The following is a 19,333-nucleotide window of genomic DNA, read 5'->3' as shown; positions in this document are numbered from 1 at the left end:
TTACACCACGGCACCTGCGTTCGGATCGTTGGGATCCTGCTCGGTCTTGTTCGTCGCCTTGACCAGGTCCTCACGCTTGACACCCAGCCACATCACGATGGCAGCACCCACAAAAATGGACGAGTAGATGCCGAACACGATGCCGATGGTCAACGCCAGCGAGAAGTAGTGCAGGCTGGGACCACCAAAGAAGAACATCGCCAGCACCATGGCTTCCGTCGAAGCGTGGGTGATCACCGTGCGACTCATCGTCGATGTGATGGCGTGGTTGATCACGTCCTTCGTGCCCATCTTCCGCTGTTTACGGAAAGTTTCTCGGATACGGTCGAACACCACCACCGACTCATTGACCGAGTAACCCAGCACCGCCAGCACACCGGCCAAGACAGGCAGAGAAAATTCCCACTGGAAGAAGGCAAAAAAGCCAAGAATGATCACCACGTCGTGGAAATTGGCAAACGCAGCAGCCACGCCGAACTTCCACTCAAAGCGAAAGGCCAGATAGATGATGATGCCGGCCATCACCACAGCCAGCGCCAGCAAACCATTGGTCACCAGCTCCTCACCTACAGAAGGACCAACAAACTCGGTACGGCGCAGCGTCACCTCAGGGTCTTGCGCCTGCAGCGCCTGCAGCACCAGCTCGCTTTGCTGGGCCGAAGTCACGCCTTGCTGGACAGGCATGCGGATCATCACATCGCGCGCAGTACCGAAGTTCTGCACCGTCACATCGCTGTAGCCCTTGTCCTGAATGGTTTTGCGCACCTTCTCCAGGTCAGCTGGCTGGTTATAAGCCACTTCCATGACCGTACCGCCCGTGAATTCCACGGACAGGTGCAAGCCCTTGGTCGCCAGAAAGAAAACTGCCAGAACAAAGGTAATGATGGAAATCGCGTTGAGCACCAACGCGTATTTCATGAAAGGGATGTCTTTTCGGATACGGAAGAGTTCCATGTCTTCCTCCTTTACTTCGCGTTTTCAACGGCAGTGCCGTCAGGACGCCAGATGGTGCCAATAGAGACGCTCTTGAGCTTCTTCTGGCGGCCATACCAAAGATTCACCAGACCGCGAGAGAAGAACACGGCCGAGAACATGCTGGTTGCGATACCGATGCAGTGCACCACGGCAAAGCCGCGTACCGCACCCGAACCAAAGGCCAGCAGTGCCAGACCCACGATCAAGGTGGTCAGGTTGGAGTCCAGAATGGTTGCCCATGCACGGTCATAACCCGCATGAATCGCCGCCTGGGGCGACAGGCCAGCTCGCAGCTCTTCACGGATACGCTCGTTGATCAGCACGTTGGAGTCAATGGCCACACCAATAGCCAGGGCCATAGCCGCAATGCCGGGCAGCGTCAAAGTTGCTTGCAGCATGGACAGCACAGCCATCAGCAACAGCACATTAACCCCCAGCGCGATCGTGGAGAACACGCCGAACAGGTGGTAGTAAATGCACATGAAGGCGGCAATCACGATAAAGCCCCAGACCACGGAGTTGATGCCGCGCTCAATGTTGTCGGCACCCAGACTTGGGCCAATCGTGTATTCCTCGATGATTTCCATGGGCGCCGCCAGCGAGCCTGCGCGCAGCAGCAATGAGGTGTCATTGGCTTCCACGGTGGTCATGCGGCCCGAGATTTGCACACGGCCACCACCGATTTCAGAACGGATCACCGGCGCAGTCACCACCTCGCCCTTGCCCTTTTCGAACAGGATGATGGCCATGCGCTTGTTGATGTTCTCGCGAGTGATGTCCTTGAAGATACGCGCGCCCTTGGCATCCAGCACCAGGTTCACCGTTGGTTCCTGGGTCTGGCTGTCAAAGCCGGGCTGGGCATCGGTCAGGTTTTCGCCCGTCAAGATCACCTGCTTCTTGACGATCACAGCGTTGCCATTGCGGTCCAGATAGCGCTCAGAGCCAAACGGCACATTGCCGGAGCCCATTTCCGCTGCACGACCTTCGGACGACTCGTCCACCAGACGCAGCTCCAGTGTCGCGGTACGTCCCAGAATGTCCTTGGCCTTGGCCGTATCCTGCACACCCGGCAGTTGCACCACGATGCGGTTCAGACCTTGTTGCTGAATCACAGGTTCTGCCACGCCCAGCTCGTTGATACGGTTGTGCAGCGTGGTGATGTTCTGCTTGAGCGCCTGCTCCTGTACCTTGCGCAGCGCTTCGGGCTTGATGGTGGCACGCAGGCGGCCATCGACACCCGCGCCCACTTCAGCCACCTCCAGATCAGGGAACTGGTCAGCGATCAGGTTGCGCGCCGCCGTCATCGCGGCTTCATCGCGCAAGCGGATTTCGATCGCCTGGCCCTCGCGGTTGATACCGCCGTGGCGAATGCTCTTGTCGCGCATCATGGTGCGCAGGTCACCAGCCAGGGAATCGGCGCGCTTGGTCAGCGCAGCCTGCATGTCCACTTCCAGCATGAAGTGCACGCCACCACGCAAGTCCAGGCCCAGATACATGGGGTGCGCCCCCAGGGACGACAGCCACTGGGGCGAGCGCGACACCAGGTTCAGCGCCACGATGTAAGCAGGGTCGGTTGGATCGGTGATCAAGGCTCGCTCGATCACGTCCTTGGACTTGAGCTGCTCTTCGGACGTATTGAAACGCGCACGTACCGAATTGCCTTCCAGGCTCAGGATGTCAGGCGACAACGATGCCGCTTGCAACGCGCTCTCCACGCGCGCCAGCACGCTCTCGTCCACCTTGACAGAAGATTTGGCCGAGGACACTTGCACTGCAGGTGCCTCGCCGAAGAAATTGGGCAGGGTGTAAATCACCCCAATGAGTAGCGCGACCACAAGGATCGCGTACTTCCAGACCGGGTATCGGTTCATGATCGCGCTCTATCTCTCACGCTAGAAACAGGGCGCGGCATGCCTTTAGAAAGCCCACCGGCCCGCTCAACCAGAAAAACTCTGGTCCTTATTTAACGGTGCCCTTGGGCAGTACTTGCACCACCGCCGAGCGCTGGATTTGCACCTTCACGCCCGCAGCGATTTCGATGAACAGAAATTGCTCGTCCAGATCCACCACACGTCCCAGAATACCGCCCGCTGTGGCCACGTCATCACCCTTGGCAAGTGCTTCCACCATGGCGCGGTGCTCTTTTTGACGCTTCATCTGAGGACGGATCATCACGAAGTACAGCACCACGAACATCAGCACCAAAGGCAACATGCCAGTGAGCGACGACATCATGCCGCCTTCAGCAGCAGCGGCTGCAGGCGCGGTTTGAGCAAAAGCAGAAGAAATAAACACGGACGAACTCCACAATGGAATGGGCCAAAAAAAGGAACAGGCCAACAGGCCTGCAAGCACTACAGCATAGCTGAGCGCAAGTCAATGAAGCATTGTATGCGTGTGCTTTGTCCTGTGCCGTGGCTAAACCTGAGTGTCTGCCAGTGTTTGGCCCAGAATATGTTTCCCGCCAAATCCGCTGCTGGCGCTCGCATGGCATGCGCCAGCAGCTATCTATACGTGAGTTTCACCTCGCTCATGCAAGGCTAACCACGTGCTTGCAACTTTTGCGTAACTACCCTGGCAGGCTGATTCCACTGCTGCATCAAGGCCTGCCATTTGCTGCGTGCCGCTTTCAAATTGCGCTCTTTCACATGACCATAGCCGCGGATATCTTCAGGAATCCGCGCTATTTCCACCGCCAGCCCCAGCGACTCTGACGTTAACTGAGGCAGCAGCGCTTCAATGCAGTTACGGTACTCAGCAATCAAGGCGCGCTCTGTTTGACGCTCTTCATTCCGGCCAAACACATCCAGCGCCGTGCCGCGCAGCCACTTGAGGCCCGCCAGCACCTTGAACAAGCTACGAACATGCTGCCCATAGGGTTTCTTCACCAAGCGACCTTGCTCATCCTTCTTGGCTGTCGTGGGCGGCGCCAAGTGGTGCACCAACTTGTAATCACCGTCAAACATATCGGCAATCTTTTGGGTGAAAGCAGGGTCCAGATGCAATCGTGCGACTTCGTACTCATCCTTGTACGCCATAAGCTTGAACAGATAGCGCGCCACCGCTTCGGACAGCTTGGTGGAATTGCCTAACTGACTTTCCGCAACCTGCACTTTGTGGACAAATGCACTGTATTGTTCAGCGTAGGCCACATTTTGGTAGTCCGTCAAAAACGCGACCCTGCGCGCCACCAGCTCGGCCAAGCTTGGTTTTTTCACAAACTGGATGACCTGCGCCGCCCGGTAGATGGATTCCACCTCCTGCAGATTGTGCGCACAACGACGCCCCCATTCAAAAGCGGCCTGGTTGTTGGCCACCTGCACCCCATTGAGCTCCATGGCACGCAACAGCGCCGCCCTGCTTAAAGGAATACGGCCTTTTTGCCATGCGTAGCCCAGCATCAATGGGTTGGTATAGATGCTGTCGCCCAACAATTGCACGGCAGCTTGTTCCGCATCGAAGCTGCCAACCAGCTCTGCGCCAACGGTGCTGACCAACACACTTTCACAACTGCCTCCAGGGAATTGCCAGTCCGGGTTGTGCACAAACGCCGCTGTTGGCGTGCCGTGATTGTTCAGCGCCACAAAGGTGCGGCCTGCCTGCATCACAGACAGCGACGCCTTGTTGGCCGCCACAATCGGATCACAGCCAATCACCAGATCCGCTTTGGCCATGTCCACCTTGGTGGTGTAGATGGCCTCAGGTCGGTTGGCAATCTGAATATGGCTCCAGGTGGCGCCGCCTTTTTGCGCCAGACCACCCGCATCCTGTGTGACCACGCCCTTACCCTCCAGATGCGCTGCCATGCCCAGCAGTGACCCGATAGTGATCACACCAGTGCCACCCACACCACCCACAACGATGCCCCAGGCAGTGTCTGCCACGGGCAGTACGGGTTCTGGAATGGCTGCTAAAGCTGAAAGATCACCTTTCTTCTCTTTTTTGGGCTTTTTCAGCGTGCCGCCTTCCACCGTGACAAAGCTGGGACAAAAGCCTTTGACGCAGGAGTAGTCCTTGTTGCAGGTGTTTTGGTTGATGCGGCGCTTGCGGCCAAATTCCGTTTCCACCGGTTCTACCGACAGGCAGTTGGATTGCACCGAGCAGTCTCCGCAGCCTTCACACACCAGCTCGTTGATCACCACCGTCTTGCTGGGTGTTGCCATGGTGCCGCGCTTGCGGCGGCGGCGCTTTTCCGTCGCGCACGTCTGGTCATAGATGATGGCAGTACATCCTTCCAATTCACGGAACTCGCGCTGAATGCGATCCAGCTCATCGCGGTGGAAAACCTCCACACCTGCCGGAAGTGCATTCAGCAGCTCCTGATGCTTGGCACGTACCGCATTCACTGCCACACCTTGTCCTTGGTATTTGCCGGGGTCGTCGGTAACCACCACCAGCTTGCGCACCCCTTCCGCTTGCAGGCTGTGCGCAATCTGCGCCACGGAATGCCCTTCTGGACGCTCGCCCACGGTCTGTCCACCGGTCATGGCCACCGCATCGTTGTACAGCAGCTTGTAGGTGATGTTGGCCCCTGATGCAATGCTCTGGCGAATGGCCAGCAAACCGCTGTGAAAATAAGTGCCATCGCCCAGATTGGCAAAAACATGCTGCTCTTTGGTGAAAGGAGCCTGCCCCACCCAGGTCACGCCCTCTCCGCCCATTTGCGTGAAGGTGCTGGTTTGGCGATCGGGCATCCAGGTGGCCATGTAATGGCAGCCAATGCCCGCCACAGCACGAGAACCATCCGGCACACGGGTGCTGGTGTTGTGCGGGCAACCACTGCAAAACCACGGTGTGCGCTCCCCTGTACTGGCAGGTACTTCGGCCAAAGCGCGTTCACGCGCGGCAATCACCGCCAGACGCTGCTCCATACGCGCCTCTATGTCTGCGGGCACACCCAACTTCTTCAACCGTTTGGCAATCGCCTGCGCGATCAGGGCTGGGGTCAAATCAGCCTTGGGACGCAGCAACCAGTTTTGACTGGGATTCGGCATGCTCCATTCGCCGCCGGAGTTATCGCCAGGCTGCTCGTCGAACTTGCCCAGCACATTCGGGCGCACATCGCTGCGCCAGTTGTACAGCTCTTCCTTGATCTGGTACTCAATGACCTGGCGCTTTTCCTCCACCACCAGGATTTCCTGCAAGCCCTGGGCAAAGTCTCGCGTGATGGATGCCTCCAGCGGCCACACCACGTTCACCTTGTGCACGCGGACGCCCAGCTGGCGGCACGTGTCATCGTCCAGACCCAGATCAACCAGGGCCTGGCGCATATCGTTATAGGCCTTTCCACTGGCAATCAGGCCAAAGCGATCCTGCGGCCCCTGTACCACGTTGTAGTTCAGCTTGTTGGCCCGGACATAGGCCAGTGCGGCATACCATTTGTAATCCATCAGACGCGCTTCTTGCTCCAGTGGCGCGTCAGGCCAGCGAATGTGCAGACCGCCTGCAGGCATGGCAAAGTCTTCGGGCAGCACAATCTTCACGCGGTCGGGGTCAACGCTGACACTGGCTGAAGACTCGACCACTTCCTGGATGGTCTTCATCCCCGACCACAGCCCGGAAAAGCGGCTCATGGCAAAGGCATGCAGCCCCATGTCCAGAATGTCCTGCACATTGCTGGGAAAGAACACCGGCGTGCCACAAGCCTTGAAGATGTGATCGCTTTGGTGCGCAGCCGTGGAGGATTTGCTGATGTGGTCATCGCCCGCAATCGCGATCACCCCGCCATGCTTTGCCGTACCAGCCATGTTCGCATGCTTGAAGACATCCGAACAGCGATCCACGCCAGGGCCTTTGCCATACCAGATGCCAAAAACGCCATCGAACTTCTTGGATTCCGGGTAGAGATCGAGCTGCTGCGTGCCCCACACAGCGGTGGCGGCCAGCTCTTCGTTCACGCCGGGCTGAAAAACAATGTGATTGGCCTGCAAATGCTCCTTGGCGGCCCACAGGGACTGGTCATAAGTGCCCAGCGGCGAGCCCCGGTAACCACTGATGAAGCCTGCCGTATGCAGGCCACTGCTGGCATCTCGCAGGCGCTGCAACATGGGCAAGCGCACCAGTGCTTGGACGCCGCTCATGAAGGCACGGCCACGCTCCAGGGTGTATTTGTCGTCCAGCGTGACGCATGTCTGTGCTTTGCGCACAGCTTCATTGCGTGGGGCATTCATCGTTGTCTCCTTGTCTATGGACCATGCACGTGGCTAGTCACTTTTGTGGCGATGAGTTGAATCAAGTGTAGAAGTGGCTGCGTGATAAGTGATTGCTTTTTTTGCCCATTCAGACCACGATTGAGCAAGATCCTTTCTAAAACAAGGGAAAACGTGAATACTCTGGACAAATTTGACCTTGCCATCCTGGCCCATCTACAAGCCGATGGGCGCCTGACGAACGCCGACTTGGCGCAACGGGTCGGACTTTCTGCGGCCCCATGCTGGCGCCGTGTGCGTGCCTTGGAGGCCGAAGGCTATATCCGTGGCTACCATGCCGAGATTGATAGACACAAAATTGGCCTGGGGGTGCTGGCATTTGTGCGCATTGACGCCGAGATCAGCACCGGTGCCCGCACCCGTGAAATGGAAGAAGCCATCCAGGCTATTCCAGAGGTCATCTCCTGCCACTACATCAGCGGTAAAGGCATGTTTGAGCTGCAGGTGGTGGCCAAGGATCTGGAAAGCTTTTCTCACTTCACGCGCACCGTGCTGCTCAACCTTCCAAATGTGAAAGACATGCACACCAGCTTTTCGCTGGGAGAGGTCAAATCCAGCATGCCGCCTGTGCCTGCAGGCACCATAAACAGACACGATGGCGCCACCGCCTACACGCGATGGCCTGCAAAAAAGCCCGAGTGCCCCGACAATCCCCTGTGATGTCAGAACCCCAAGCACCACTACTACCACCACCTCCTCCCTCATCAGGTCGCATTCTGGAAGAACCAGGCACTGCGCCGGCGCCCCAGCCGTCCAAGCCGGCTTCCATCTGGGCTCCGTTGAGCACGCCCACCTACCGTCTGCTATGGAGCGTGACGCTGGTCGCCAATATCTGCGTCTGGATGAACGATGTGGCTGCCGCGTGGATGATGACCTCACTGACCACCTCGCCCGTGCTGGTGGCTCTGGTGCAAACAGCCTCCACTCTGCCTGTATTCCTGCTGGGTCTACCCAGCGGAGCGCTGGCCGACATCCTGGATCGTCGCCGCTACTTCATCTTCACGCAGTTCTGGGTAGCTGTGGTGGCGGTCCTGCTGTGCGCAGCCCTGGCACTGGACGTCATGAGCGCCCCCTTGCTGCTGGCACTCACTTTCGCCAACGGTATCGGCATGGCCATGCGCTGGCCTGTGTTTTCTGCCCTGATTCCCGAAGTTGTCAGCAAACAGCAGTTGCCATCCGCCATGGCACTCAATGCTGTCGCCATGAATGCCTCGCGCATCGTCGGCCCCCTGGTGGCCGGTGCCATCATTGCCAGCGCGGGCACATTGTGGGTTTTTCTGCTGAACGCGGCAATGTCCATTACCGCAGGCTTGATCCTGTTGCGCTGGAAGCGCGAAAAGGTCACCAACCCCCTGGGACGCGAACGCCTGCCCAGCGCCATGCGTGTGGGCCTGCAGTTCATCAAAGAATCGCCACGCATGCGCGCCGTGATTGCACGCACCGTTGCCTTTTTCTTCATGTCCACGGCCATCATGGCCTTGCTGCCCCTGACCGCCAAGCGTTTTGACGGCATTGGCTTTGTCAGCGGAGCTGGGGTGTTCACCGTGCTGCTGGCGTCGATGGGCGCTGGTGCAATCATTGGCGCCATGTTTCTGCCGCGTATTCGCCAGGCCCTGCCCAGCGAAACCTTGGTGCTCACTGGCACTTGCCTGCAAGCAGCCTCGACCATCGGTGTCGCAGTTGCACCCAACCTGCCTCTGGCCATCTTGTGCATGATGGCGGCGGGGCTGTCACTGATCTGCACCGCGAACACCCTGGGCGTCAAAGCCCAGATGGCTTTGCCCAACTGGGTGCGTGCGCGTGGCATGTCGGCATACCAGATGTCCATCATGGGAGGGACGGCTCTAGGCGCAGCCTTGTGGGGCAAGGTGGCCTCACTGACCTCCGTGCCCACCAGTCTGATTGCCGCAGCCACTGCGGGCATTGCGGCCATGCTGCTCGTTCAACGCCTATTCACCGACCGCCAGGTTCTGGAGGATTTGAGCCCATCCAAAGCCTGGACACCGCCACGTCACAGCCAGCCGGAAGAAGGCCGGGTGGTCGTTCACATTGAGTTCATCATCAACCCCGCCAAAGCGAAACGCTTTCGCACACTGATGCAAGAAAGCCGCCGCAGTCGCATGCGCCAGGGCGCTTTGGGCTGGCGTTTAATACACGATATGGAACGACCGGAGCGCTATATCGAAGAAATTGTGGACGAGTCCTGGATTGAGCACTTGCGCCGCTTTGACCGCGTCACAGCAGCAGACGTCACTCTGCGCGAGCAAAAGCTGTCTTTTCACGTGCTGGATGCGCCTCCGCGAGTCACACGTTTTTTTGAAACCGATTGACTGCCTGCCCATAAAAAAGCAGCCTTTACGGCTGCTTTTTTACGGCTACGCATTTGCTCGTTGTCACCCTGCAAGCTACAGTCGCAATGGGTTTTCATGGTCGCTCATGCGCGCCACCACGCAAGAAGTGCCTTATTTAGGCACCGGCATACCTTTGGGCCATAACGCCCACAGCCGCAATGGCTGCTTGATGCGCCCCGCCAAGTCTCCCGCCTCTTTGCCCCAACCCATAAAGTAATCCGCCCGCACGGCTCCCACAATGGCACTGCCTGTGTCCTGTGCCAGCACCAGGCGCTTGTACTCCACCTCCATGCCCTTGGAATACATCCACACAGGTGTTCCATAGGGAATGCTGCCTCGGTCCACCGCAATCGAGCGACCGGGCGTCAGCGGCACGCCTTGCGCCCCTTTGGGGCCAAACTGCGCATCAATGCCCTCCAGGGGCTCCTCTTTGAAGAAGACATAGCGCGGGTTGCTCCAGAGCATCTCCTGAACACGCCTGGGGTTGGCCGCAATCCATGCACTGATGCCGGGCCAGCTGGCATCCGTGATCAGGTTACGGTCCAGCAACCAGCGGCCCACACTCTTGTAAGGTTGGTCATTGGTGCCTGCATAGGCCAGACGAATCTGCCGCACGCTGCCATCGGGCTCGGTGATGCGCAGGCGGCCCGAGCCCTGGATGTGCAGCACCAGTGCCTCAACCGGATCATTCAGCCATGCAATCTCACGCCCAGCCAATGCAGCCTGTGCTTCGGGCAAGGTCTCAATTTGCTGGCGCGTGTACCACGGCTTGCGTGCCCCAAAGCCTGCAGGCGTGCGGTAGAGCGGAATATTGAACTCAGCCGTGCGTACCCGCGAGCCCACCATCTCTGGCTCGTAATAAGAGGTCAGCATGCCTTGCGATTTGCCATCCAGAGACTCCACACGATAGGGTTGAAGATTGGACTGCAACCAATGGCTTTGCTCTTCAATGCTTGCAATACTCAGACGACGCACGTCATCGCACAAGCCCGCCAAAGCTGCTGGAGGTCGCTCACAACTGCGCAGCCACGCGTTCCATGCCTCATGCAACGCATCGTTTTGAAAACCCGGAAGCTCTGCCCAGCGCACGGGCAGCCAGCGGCTCTTGGCACGGTAGCTAGCGGGGCCTAGAGGGTCAGTGTCCACCACTTCACCCGTCGGAAAACCAGTTTCGGGGCCATCTTGTGAAGAAGGTTTGCGGGGGCCAGAGGAACATGCAACGAGGCTGCCTACAATCAGCGCCATCGAAACACGGAGCAGGAGAGATACGGTCATGGGGCTGATTTTGCTTGAAGCTTTGCTTGCTTTGTTCATTTTGCTTGGGATTGTCTGGTGGACCATGTTTCATGGTCGCTCAAAGGGGGAACTTGATTCCCAACAAGAGGTCAAAGACAAGGACTGATCAGTCCGCGGCTGCATTTCCTACGGCAGCCATCTAGTACGACTGATAGGGCCGTAGATTTAGCTTTCCACAATAGGAAGCCTGTTCCGCTACGGTTGTAGCGCCCATAACGTAAAGGAAAAAACCATGCGCAAAAACCTCACCATCTCAGCCGCTGTGGCTGCTGCTTTGCTGATTTCTGGCTGCGCAGCCACCGATGGCATGTCTGATACCACCAAACGTACCGCAGCCGGTGCAGGCGTAGGCGCTCTGGCTGGTGCGGCCATCAGCAAGGCAACCGGAGGCAAAGCAGGTGTTGGTGCTGCTGCAGGTGCTGCTCTGGGCGGCATCGGTACTTACATCTGGTCTCAAAACCAGGAGAAGCGCAAGCAAGAAATGGAAGCGGCCACCCAAGGCACGGGCATCAATGTGGTGCAAACTCAGGACAATCAGTTGAAGCTGGAAATCCCCAGCGACATCTCTTTCGACACTGGTCGTTACGACATCAAGAGCAACTTCGCGCCCATCCTGGATCGTTTTGCCGAAGGCCTGCGCAGCAGCCCGAATGCAGAAGTGCGCATTGTGGGTCACACCGACAGCACCGGCTCCGATGCCGTCAACAACCCCTTGTCGCTCAACCGTGCCAACAGCACGCGTGACTATCTGATGCAACGTGGTGTCAGTGGCAGCCGCATCTTCACCGAAGGCCGTGGCTCCTACCAGCCCATTGCGTCCAATAGCAGTGCCGATGGCCGCGCGAAAAACCGTCGCGTTGAAATCTTTGTGGGCGAACGTGCCCAGTAACCTCTACACACAGAGCACCTGAGCGCAGGTGCTCCATGAAAAAAGGCTCTGAATTGATTCAGAGCCTTTTTATTTATCCAGCGGCACTCAAAGTTGTCCGTGGGCACGCAGCACATTGGCCAGTTCCACGGCTGATTTCACCTGCATCTTGTCGAACACGCGTGCGCGGTGCACTTCCACGGTGCGCACGCTGATATCCAGTTGATCTGCGATCAGCTTGTTGGGCACGCCTTCCACCACAAGCCTCATCACTCCACGCTCACGATCGGTCAGATCAGCCAGGCGGCTCAGCAAGGCATGGCGCAAGGCGGTTTCTTCGATGTACTGCGTGGACTGCTCCAGGGCCTGCTCAATGCGATCGACAAGCACATTGTCTGAAAAAGGCTTTTCACAAAAGTCAAACGCACCTTGCTTGACGGTTTGCACGGCAGTGGGCACATCTGCATGCCCAGTCAAAAAGATGACCGGCACTGTCTCGATCAAGCCTTCACGCTGCTTCAGCTGCTCAAACAATGCCAGACCACTCATGCCTGTCATACGCACATCCAGCAGCAAGCACTGGGGGTGACGCGGCACGGGCCGCTCATCAAGCATCTTCAGAAAGTCTTCTGCGCAGCTAAAGCTCTCGCTATACAGACGGCGCGAGCGCAGTAGCCACGCCAAAGCATCGCGCACATCTGCATCATCGTCCACGATATATACCGTGGCATTGGTCACTGGTTCCATAGGATTAGCTTAACTTTTCTGTATCGTCTGCCACTGGAAGGCTAAAGGAAAACACCGTACCACGCGGGGCATTGCTGCTGTGGCGCAATTCCCCTCCGTGCTGCTCCATCACCGTGCGGCACATGCTCAGCCCCAAGCCCATGCCTTCATGCTTGGTGGTGAAGAAAGGGGTGAATAGCTGTTCCGCTACCTCGGGCGGGATACCACAGCCTTGATCGGCCACTGTAAATACCACCCGCGAGGTCGACTCACTCCACTTGGCAGCGATGGTGAGCTTGCGCTGGTGCACTTCCACGCCTTCCATGGACTGCATGGCATTGCGCGCCAGGTTCAGCAGAACCTGCTCAATCATAGTGGTGTCACACACCATGGGCGGCAAACGAGGTTCTATATCGACACTCACCATCACGTCCAGTTTACTGGCCTGCAGTCGCACCAATGGCATCACCGCATCCAGCAGCTCGGTGGCTGTGATTGCCTCATGCGTCTGGCTGCGACGACGTACAAAGTCACGCACACTCTTGATCACCTTGCCTGCACGATCCGCCTGAAATGCAATGCGCTGCATGGCGGACTTGAGATCGTGCAAGCGTTGGCGCAGCGTGCTGGCATCCAGCCGAGTCAAATCGCCATCGTGCGCAAGCATGTTCAACGAACCATTGGCATAACTGGACATGGCCATCAAAGGTTGAGTCAGCTCATGGCTGAGCAAGGAAGCCATCTCCCCCACCGTCGCCAGCCGGGCCGTGGCTTGCAGGCGCTCGTGCGACGCACGCGACAGCTCTTCCATGCGGCGCTGCTCGGTGATGTCGATAAAAGCACTCATCCAACCTGTCTGCTGACCTTGGGCATTGATGAGCGGAGCCTCGAAGATCAGTACAGGAAAACGCGTGCCGTCCTTGCGCATGAATACCGATTCATGCCCTTCCCGCGGCGGCGGGGTAACCCCAGACAAGCGCTTGGCCTGACGGCGCACATACTCTTCAGCCAGCTCTGGCGGCCAATACGGCGCAAAGCTTTGCCCCAGCAACTCTTCGGCACTAAAACCCACCATGGAGCAAAACGCCGGGTTCACATAACTGATACGGCCTTGCAAGTCTCGAGCGCGCAGTCCAGTAATCAACGAATCCTCCATCGCTTTGCGAAAGGCCAGTGCATCGCCCAGATCGCGCTCTGCACGCAAACGCCTGCGGTTGTCGCGCACCAGCACCACCAGCACCGACCCCAGGGCAATCGCCATGCCGGTCACCAGTGCAGTCAGCACATTCGGAAACACACTGGGCGCACGGTGCCAGCTATCCATCCGCAGCACCATGGTGTTGCCGGGCAAATCCAGCAGTTGCTGCGAAGTGAATACCCGTGATCCGCGCCATGCTGCACCGACCAGGGCCAGGCGCGTGCCGTCCGGTTCGGTGAACGATACCTCCTGGCTCTGGGTGAGGTTCTTGCTCAACTGTGACAACAAAATGTTTTGCAGCGAGTACGTGCCCACCATGAAGCCTTTGAGCTGCCCACCTTCCATTTGCGGCAGGCAGACCTCCATCAGCTCAGCCCCCATGGTGTCTCCCAAAATCTGGAAGTAGCTGGCAGAGTACGCTGGACTGCTGGTGCGCCGTGCGGTTGCGCAGGCCGTTACCGCATTGCTGAACGACTCTTCGCGCACGTCCGCATCCCACTCCACAGCACGGTATGGCGTTTCGGCTTCATGCAGAATCCGCATGTCAGCATCGCGCCATTCCACGCGCAGTAGTTCTCGACGCACCTGCATCATTTCTGCGACCCGCACGCTCCATTGTGTCGGGGTGGCGTGCAGGGCATTGACCGCCTGCAAGTCCTGCAGATTGCGGTTCAGACCGGCGCGAATTTCCACGACGGCCTGCGCCGTATCACGATCAAGCTTGTCTTGAACTTGCGAGGCTTCATAACGACCTGCCAGCCACACCATGATGATGAGCATGCCGGCGACCAAAACGACCAGCAAGGTCCACAGTGACCAGCGGCGCCATGCACTATGCCAGCGCTGCCATGGCCAAGGTTGGAGAGGATTTACAAACAACGATGCTCCAACGCAGGCAAGCGCCGTCGCACTTGCTGCAAAAACGCAGCATCCAGCACTGCATAACTGATACCTGCACCGGCAGTGGCTTGCTCGGCCAACACTTGGCCCCATGGGTCAACCACCATGCTGTGCCCCCAGGTCTGACGACCATTCACATGCAGCCCGCCCTGGGCGGCTGCCAGCATCCAGCACTGATTCTCTACCGCGCGTGCACGCAACAACAACTCCCAGTGCGCTTTGCCTGTGGTGTAGGTAAAGGCGGCAGGTGCCAGCAAGATCTCTGCCCCCTGCTTCACGTGTTCACGATACAACTCCGGAAAGCGCAAGTCATAGCACACACTCAAACCCAGCTTCCATGCCCGGCCAGAGCGATCCGTCACTTTCGCCACCACGGGCGTGCTGCCAGCCTCAATCACAGCGGTTTCGTCGTAGGACTCAGTGTCTGTGGCAAAACGAAAGAGGTGAATTTTGTCGTAATACGCAGCCCGCTCTCCCTGGGGATTGAATAGCATGCTGGTATTGCGCACATGGCGCGGGCTGTTGGCTTGTATCGGCACCGTGCCACCCACCAACCACACCCGATAGGTTTTTGCCCAGACGGCCATGGCCTGCTGGACAGGCCCTTTCCCCAAAGCTTCTGCCCAGGACAGCTTGTCGGTATCTTGCAGACCCATGCCACAAAAATACTCTGGCAGCATCACAAGTTCAGCGCCTTCGGCACTGGCTTGTGCGATCAGCTTCTGCGCGCAAGCCAGGTTTTCAGCGACATCAGGCGTCGATACCATCTGCAAAACTGCAACTTTCATGGTGCTACTCCTTCTTTGGACGTTGGCGCTGGCTGCGCTTTTTTACTCACCGGCTCCACGACAGGGTCGGACCAAGTCCCGTGGATACGGAACGTGCGGGTTGCCGCTTCCATCAACGGCCCACGCAAAAACATCTGTGCCAAAAAGCTGCCAACGCCGATCACGGGGTTGATTGCTGTGGCTGCCAAAGATGCCGTCATGGCATTGATTTCTGGCACCACAACCACTTTCAGATCTTGTGTTTCGTTGACCAGACTCGCTTTGCCTTCCATCAGCACCGCAGCATTCAAACCTTTCATCTGCAGATTATTGGTGCTCGCCACACCTCGCTCGACGCTGACATCTCCACGCACAAAGTCAAAAGCAAAACCCTGGCTGAACACATCCCGGAAATCCAGCGCCATGCGCCGTGTCAGAGATTGCAGACTCAGCACACTGAGCAACTTTCCCATCCCTGGCTCCACCTTCAGAAACTGGCCTTTTTCAACCTGTACATGCACCCCACCATCCATGCTCTGCCAATGAGGCGTAATAGGAGCCCCTTGCCAGGCAATGTTGCCGCTCAAACGCCCTTCACCATCACGAATTACCCCTGGCATGCCAAAACGCTCCAGCAACTTGCCTGAGCTGTCCATTTCCAGCAAAAAACTCAGGTGGGTGGAGCGAGGCGCTCCTCTTGCGTTCGCCCCCCAATAGCCATGGGCCCTCCAGCGTGCTTCCGGGGTGGTCAGGTAAAACTGCTCCAGCGTCCAGTCGCGACCATACTGTCCCACGGTGCTGCGCGCTTTCAACTGCAGTTTGCCCAATGGCTTATCCGCAATCTCAAAGCGCTCCACTTCGATATCCAATGCTGGCAAAGACTCCAGGTCGTCATTCGCAGAGGCCTCGGGCACTTGATTGAGACGCTGCGCTTCGGATTTCGGCACCGACAGGTGAGCAAAGCGTGCATACAGACGCCCTGTAGGGTCTGCGCCACCTGGCGCTTTGTACTCTATCGTTCCCGCAAAATGCTTGGCATTCAAGCTGCCGCGCCAGACCCCTTCAGACTGCACCAGATCGGCTTGCACGGCTGCAAGCTCACGCTCTTGGAGCAACAGGCGCTCCACATTCAGCCGAATGCGTTGCGGCAACCACATCTGTGTTGCTGTCGCTGTTGGCGCCGCCTCACCTGCCGGGTCTTTGCTGGACTTGAGAGCTTTCATCCACGCTGGCACATCCAACTCCGGCAACTGAACATAAGCCGCCACGATGGCTTCATCGGCATCGCTGGGTTGGGCGCTGCCCACCACAATCCGCCCGCGCACCACTTTGGACGGCGTCACAGATGTATCCTGGGTATAGCTCACAGAGCCTCTGCCCGCCACATCCACTCTCAAATCCTGGGTGCTGTCCGCACTGAGCGATTGCGTCACCGTCAGCGCCAGTGCTTCAAGCGCATTCTTGTGCATGGGCGCTGGCAAATTCAATGCCATACCGCGCAAATCGGAGCGTACCACCACCTTCTGTGCTCCATGGTTGGCCCACACATCCACCGTATAAGTAGATTGTCCGTTTGCATGTGCCCCAATCTGGGCCAGCAACGGCACGTTGCCATCTTTTTGCAAACCTTGCGCAGAAGCGGTTCCGCTAACCTGCATGCGCACGCCTTGCTTGACAGAAGGCATGCCACCACTCATTTTGAAAGCACCACCCAGGCTTTGACCTTGCACATTGAGCAACTCAAACCCCTGGTCATGGAACTGCACCGCCCCCTGCAACTGCTGCATGAACGGTGTTTCGGCGTTGAACTGCAAACCATTGTTCTGGAACCCCACACGACCTCGCACCTTGGCTTGCTCTAAATGCTCAATTGGCAAGTCCAGATCAAATGCGATTTGCGCATTGCCCTGAGCCTTGGCACTGTCCAGCGCATGGCTGGTCAGTTCGGCCAAAGGCGATTGCTTGACCAAGCCCAGCGCAGCATTCAAGTCGGAGTGAGCCTGTGCGCTCACTTTCAAATGTGGTGTCTTGAGATCAGGAATATGTGCCGCGACTGAGCCAATACGCAGCTTGGGGTGTCCGGCAAACCCCGTTGCAGCCCGCTCTACATGCATGGCAGCGCCTTCAAACACCAGGGTTCCGCTCAAATCGTCCAAGGCCGGCCAAGGCGGCGTATCGCCGGTATGCAGCTTTGCCGGAACAAAGTCATAGACAACATGGGATACAGGCGCCTTGATAAAAAAACGCCCCGCTCCAGGCTTCTCGAAAGGCATGTCTTGCAGATTGCCCCGCACCTCGAACTCCACCTTGCTGCCCCGGCCCTGCTTGACGCTGTCACGTACATAGTGGCGTGCTGTTTCAGGCACTTCAAGAGGAAGATAGCGATGCACCCGAGCACCATCTGCGCGCTCCAACTCCCCTTTCAGTTGTAAAAAACCGGGCAATCGATCTTGCGCGTATTCACCCATCTGCCAAAAGCCGTGCAGTGCCCCTTGTGCATCTGCATTGGCAAACTGAGCTTGCGGCACGTCGACCTTCACACGGCCCTTCTCGACCTGCCACCGCAATTGTGCCTGCAGGCTATCCATAGGAATCACGGGATCTTCGAACACACCGGGGAAGTGCAAAGTTCCCGTTTGCATTTCCAAGTCAGCCTTACCACCTTGCGCATTCAGTTCAAAGTTTGCATTCAAGCCTTGCAGGCCCGGTATTCCCACGTCGTTTTCAACAGCCTGCGGCTGAAGCACGAGTCGCGCCACCTGACCGCGGGCTTCATAGCTGCCCGCGTCCTTCCACTGCATTTGAAACTGGCGCAACTCGCCTTGTGGTGCCCAGCGAAGCAGCGCGTCGTGCAACGACGCGGGTACCGGCAATGACTGCACCACCTGGCTTACCAGGGACAAGTCTGCGTAATCCAGTTCCACACTGGTGCGCGTGGGTGCAGTGTGGGGCCCTTGGGCGCTCACCGTCCAGTTGCTGCTGGGCCAATGCACACCGCCTGGACTGATAAAACTGAAATTCCTGGCACTCAAGCTCCAGCCCTGAGCTTGCCAGTCGGCATCGAAACGACCCTTGAACTGCTCCAGCGCCAGATCTGCTCTCTGAGCATCCCTCCATTGCACTTGCGCCTTGTGCAAAGCAAGATCGGCGGTCACTCCCACCAGTTTGCCGTGCTGCACGTCCAGCCACGCGCGCGCCTCCCCATTGCCTTGGATGGCTTGCACGCCCCAGGCTTGCGGCCAGGGCAGCGACGGCACTTGCTCCAGGTGCAAAGAGGCATACCATTCACCGCTCCAACGGGTCCAGGGCGCTTGGGTGGACGGCAGCAGTGGCTGGCGAAACGCTCCCAGCAACTGCATGCGCTCGCCCTCTCCGGCTTCGGGGGTGGCATCCACACGCAGCACGTGCCTCCAATGGCGATTGCGCAGTACCACATCCACGTCGCGCCATTGCACCGTGCCACGCGTGCGCTGCTCGTCCGTGAAGTTCACCAGCCCTTTTTGAATCACCAGCTCTGGCTGCTCAAGCAACCAGTCCAGCGCGGGGCTTTCCGTGGAATCACTTTGCACCACATCCAAACCTGCCACCTGCCACCGACCATCGGCCAGATGGCGGATATCCAGTGCTGGCGCATCGATATACAGTTGCTCCAGCCCCAGACGCAGCAAAGAACGCGCGGACACCGTGGCAATCACGCTTTGCAGTCTGAGCGCATCACGCCCCTGTGCATCCAGCACGCTCACGCCCGTCAGATACACCGCTGGAAATAAACCTTCCGATTTGGCCGTTATCTCATCAATGCGTACCGGAGCCCCCAAGGCCTGTGTCGCCAAGCGCTCGACTTCAACGCGCCACTCCCCGATTCGCGGCACAATGAATCCATGGAGAGTCCCCCAAACCAGCGCCAGAACTAGCCAGAAAGCCAGCACCAAGCCCAATGACCAGCGGGCAATGCGGGCAAAAATGCGTAACTGGCGTGACGGGGTGGGGCTCGGATCGATCATTCGTGGGTTCACAGATAGCTGGAATTATCGCCCGCTTGC

13 protein-coding genes are annotated in these 19,333 nt (G+C 58.1%); 4 read left to right on the top strand and 9 right to left on the bottom strand.

All coding sequences use genetic code 11. The annotated features are described in order from the left end of the window. The 4 genes from secF to QEP11_RS09090 all read right to left on the bottom strand — a co-directional run bounded on the left by secF (position 1) and on the right by QEP11_RS09090 (position 7,145). The gene (gene secF, locus QEP11_RS09105; RefSeq protein ID WP_284336312.1) at positions 1-954 is read right to left on the bottom strand and encodes a protein translocase subunit SecF; all 954 of its coding nucleotides are present in this window, start codon (positions 952-954) and stop codon (positions 1-3) included. Positions 955-965: 11 nt separating this feature from the next. Beyond that, complete coding sequence (secD, locus tag QEP11_RS09100; RefSeq protein ID WP_284336311.1) at positions 966-2,846, bottom strand: protein translocase subunit SecD; 1,881 nt, start codon at positions 2,844-2,846, stop codon at positions 966-968. 88 nt (positions 2,847-2,934) lie between these two features. Beyond that, complete coding sequence (yajC, locus tag QEP11_RS09095) at positions 2,935-3,270, bottom strand: preprotein translocase subunit YajC (protein ID WP_284336310.1); 336 nt, start codon at positions 3,268-3,270, stop codon at positions 2,935-2,937. A gap of 245 nt (positions 3,271-3,515) precedes the next feature. After that, complete coding sequence (locus tag QEP11_RS09090; RefSeq protein ID WP_284336309.1) at positions 3,516-7,145, bottom strand: indolepyruvate ferredoxin oxidoreductase family protein; 3,630 nt, start codon at positions 7,143-7,145, stop codon at positions 3,516-3,518. Positions 7,146-7,298: 153 nt separating this feature from the next. Here QEP11_RS09090 and QEP11_RS09085 point away from each other — a divergent pair, with 153 nt between their 5' ends. Together QEP11_RS09085 and QEP11_RS09080 are read left to right on the top strand one after the other, a co-directional pair. After that, a complete protein-coding gene (locus QEP11_RS09085; protein ID WP_284336308.1) occupies positions 7,299-7,844 on the top strand; it encodes an Lrp/AsnC family transcriptional regulator in 546 nt (181 codons plus the stop codon). After that, complete coding sequence (locus QEP11_RS09080; protein ID WP_284336307.1) at positions 7,844-9,514, top strand: MFS transporter; 1,671 nt, start codon at positions 7,844-7,846, stop codon at positions 9,512-9,514. Before QEP11_RS09085 ends, QEP11_RS09080 begins: the two co-directional genes overlap by 1 nt. 132 nt (positions 9,515-9,646) lie before the next feature. On the opposite strand, the gene mltA is transcribed toward QEP11_RS09080, so the two are convergent. Continuing rightward, on the bottom strand, positions 9,647-10,849 hold the full coding sequence (mltA, locus tag QEP11_RS09075; protein WP_413788703.1) for a murein transglycosylase A: 1,203 nt from the start codon (positions 10,847-10,849) through the stop codon (positions 9,647-9,649). Here mltA and QEP11_RS09070 point away from each other — a divergent pair. Together QEP11_RS09070 and QEP11_RS09065 are read left to right on the top strand one after the other, a co-directional pair. Next, the gene (locus tag QEP11_RS09070) at positions 10,809-10,937 is read left to right on the top strand and encodes a hypothetical protein (protein WP_284336305.1); all 129 of its coding nucleotides are present in this window, start codon (positions 10,809-10,811) and stop codon (positions 10,935-10,937) included. The genes mltA and QEP11_RS09070 overlap by 41 nt on opposite strands. A 126-nt stretch (positions 10,938-11,063) precedes the next feature. After that, positions 11,064-11,720: an OmpA family protein gene (locus tag QEP11_RS09065; RefSeq protein ID WP_284336304.1), complete on the top strand. Its 657-nt coding sequence runs from the start codon at positions 11,064-11,066 to the stop codon at positions 11,718-11,720. Between the two features lie 87 nt (positions 11,721-11,807). Here QEP11_RS09065 and QEP11_RS09060 read toward each other — a convergent pair whose 3' ends face one another. From QEP11_RS09060 to QEP11_RS09045, 4 genes are all read right to left on the bottom strand, one after another. Beyond that, positions 11,808-12,446 (bottom strand): response regulator transcription factor, encoded by a 639-nt coding sequence (locus QEP11_RS09060; RefSeq protein WP_284336303.1) that lies wholly within the window; start codon positions 12,444-12,446, stop codon positions 11,808-11,810. 4 nt (positions 12,447-12,450) lie between these two features. Continuing rightward, positions 12,451-14,403 (bottom strand): two-component system sensor histidine kinase NtrB, encoded by a 1,953-nt coding sequence (locus QEP11_RS09055; protein ID WP_284336399.1) that lies wholly within the window; start codon positions 14,401-14,403, stop codon positions 12,451-12,453. Positions 14,404-14,492: 89 nt separating this feature from the next. Continuing rightward, entirely contained in the window at positions 14,493-15,311 is an 819-nt protein-coding gene (locus tag QEP11_RS09050) for a carbon-nitrogen hydrolase family protein (protein ID WP_284336302.1), read from the bottom strand. Continuing rightward, positions 15,308-19,294 (bottom strand): YhdP family protein, encoded by a 3,987-nt coding sequence (locus tag QEP11_RS09045; RefSeq protein ID WP_284336301.1) that lies wholly within the window; start codon positions 19,292-19,294, stop codon positions 15,308-15,310. Before QEP11_RS09045 ends, QEP11_RS09050 begins: the two co-directional genes overlap by 4 nt. Positions 19,295-19,333 lie beyond the last annotated feature (39 nt).

Origin of the sequence: Comamonas halotolerans (assembly GCF_030162935.1) — a bacterium.
Taxonomy (GTDB): Bacteria; Pseudomonadota; Gammaproteobacteria; order Burkholderiales; family Burkholderiaceae_C; genus Comamonas; species Comamonas halotolerans.
This window is presented reverse-complemented; position numbering and strand designations above follow the sequence as displayed.